This window comes from Sulfuricella sp. T08, assembly GCF_000971475.1.
In the GTDB taxonomy this organism is placed as follows: Bacteria; Pseudomonadota; Gammaproteobacteria; order Burkholderiales; family Sulfuricellaceae; genus Sulfuricella.
The window spans coordinates 1-1,849 of the sequence record NZ_DF967571.1; the positions used below are offsets into that span (position 1 = coordinate 1).

General features: G+C 55.7%; 2 protein-coding genes. Both read right to left on the minus strand.

The genetic code is table 11. From position 1 onward, the window contains the following. Positions 1-226: 226 nt before the first annotated feature. A complete protein-coding gene (locus tag SCT_RS15165; RefSeq protein ID WP_082098389.1) occupies positions 227-988 on the minus strand; it encodes an NAD(P)-dependent oxidoreductase in 762 nt (253 codons plus the stop codon). A gap of 133 nt (positions 989-1,121) precedes the next feature. After that, positions 1,122-1,661 (minus strand): Rrf2 family transcriptional regulator, encoded by a 540-nt coding sequence (locus SCT_RS15170; protein WP_059424649.1) that lies wholly within the window; start codon positions 1,659-1,661, stop codon positions 1,122-1,124. Between the last annotated feature and the right edge of the window lie 188 nt (positions 1,662-1,849).

A 1,849-nucleotide genomic window follows, 5' to 3' on the forward strand; every position in this document is an offset into this window, starting at 1 on the left:
GACCCGGTTACAGGCCCCAAAGGGGTCAATGTTTCGACATTTCACTCTCGTCTAGATCTGAAACTGAATTCGGCAAGAGTTTTTCAACAGAATTTCATCCGGAAGCTGACCTTGGATGATGCCCCCGATGCCGCAGTTCGGCCAAAACCGACATTGGGGTCGTAAGCCGAAAATCCGTTTGATTGATCAGCGCCTCCTTCCGCCTGCGTTCTCCATCGTCAGGTTGTTACCGACCAGACCTCCAACCAGCATCCCAGCCGAGGATTTGGGTGGACTTCTCGGTCGAAACTGCTCCATCGTTCTCGGCAACGTTGTAGATGCCAGGCACTGCCCTTGCGATCGCAAGCTGTGCAGCTTTTGCAGCGGCGCTGACATGTACAGACCCTGGAGCGATAGGCGCGTCAAACCCGGTGCCAGGACCGTAGATCAACCCATATCGGAGGACGATTCCATCAAGCGGAGCGCTGAGCACCTGGCGCTCGAGGCTCGCGACGCCATGTACCGTTTCACCATAGACAGGGTGCGTTTCGGCCAGAAATGGGTCCTCCTCGCGGTGTGGCAGAGGGCCGTCTGCGTAGATGAAGGAGATGCTCTGCGCGATTAATCGCTTTGCGCCAGCGAGCACCGCAGCCTCAACAAGATTGCGCGTGCCTTCGTCCCGCAGGCGGGCGTTCCGCACCAAGGCTTCTGTCATCTTGCTCGCTTCAAGCGCGTGAGGAAGGTCGGTGAGCTGGTGGATAACGATCTCCGGTTTGAATTCAGCCACGACGCTGCGCAGCGCAGCCGCATCAAAAACATCGACGACAACAGGCTCGACTCCCATCTCACGCAGCAGCGGTGTCTTATCTGCGGATCGCGTCGTACCGACGACTTGCCATCCGTCAGCGATGAGAAGAGGCGCAAGCTGCCGGCCTATGGCTCCAGACGCTCCAGCGAGAAAAATACGTTTGTTCGAGAACATACTCTCGGTTTCAGTTTTCTGGGTCATGTTTGGTCTCCTTTTATGCCGGACATTGGAACCACACCCGTCGTACGGATGTGCGACACCCATCCCGGTGCCCGGCTGGATACCGTTAGGGCGGTGTTGCTAGAGGAGGTGGCGATAGTGCGCCAAGGGCGTGTTACGGTACGCCGGGAGGCTTTATGGGTCGATGAGATGCGCGACCCTTTGTTCTTTCGTTCAGCCAGCCCCGAACTTCGATGGGAAAGCTTTTCGGTGCTTTGCGTTCAACCACAGCGGCTATGCTTGCCAGCGTTTCCTGCGCAAGACTCTCGCGCATTGCCTTTTCAGCGCGCAGCATCGCAGCGTGAATCGCGCATACACCATTTGTTGCCCAAGTAGGTGCGTCGTCGTCAAACACGGCACAGCGGTCACGGATCTCCTGGCAATTGAACAGCGGTTTGTTGCCTTCAATCGCATCGACGACATCAAGTACCGTAATATCGGCTGGTGCCCTAGCCAATCGATACCCCCCGCGCACCCCCTCCGCCGCTTGGACGATGCCTGCCTTCTCCAGCTTGGGGAAAATCTTGGCGACAAACGACGGGGAGATCCCTTGCAATTCCGCAAGATCACGACTACTGGGTTGTCCGCTAGCCGGATCGACCAGCCAAAGAAGGCAGTGGATGCCGTATTCGACGCTGTTAGTTATGTGTGCCATAACGCGGACAATACTACTCTGCGTTATAAAATGCAAATCCATGTTATTTATGTAGCTAACAGCCATTGACATCGGGTGTCGATCAACATAGGTCGCTAAGGAAGCCCTGAACAAGTTCCTGAACCTGTAAAATAGCGGACATCATCAATCGACTGAAATTGCCCATGAAACAACTCAGTTTTGCAGCC

Bases quoted from the DNA above. Each gene is read 5' to 3' on its own strand.
- SCT_RS15170 (WP_059424649.1), bottom strand. From the start codon at position 1,661: ATGGCACACATAACTAACAGCGTCGAATACGGCATCCACTGCCTTCTT.
- SCT_RS15165 (WP_082098389.1), bottom strand. From the start codon at position 988: ATGACCCAGAAAACTGAAACCGAGAGTATGTTCTCGAACAAACGTATT.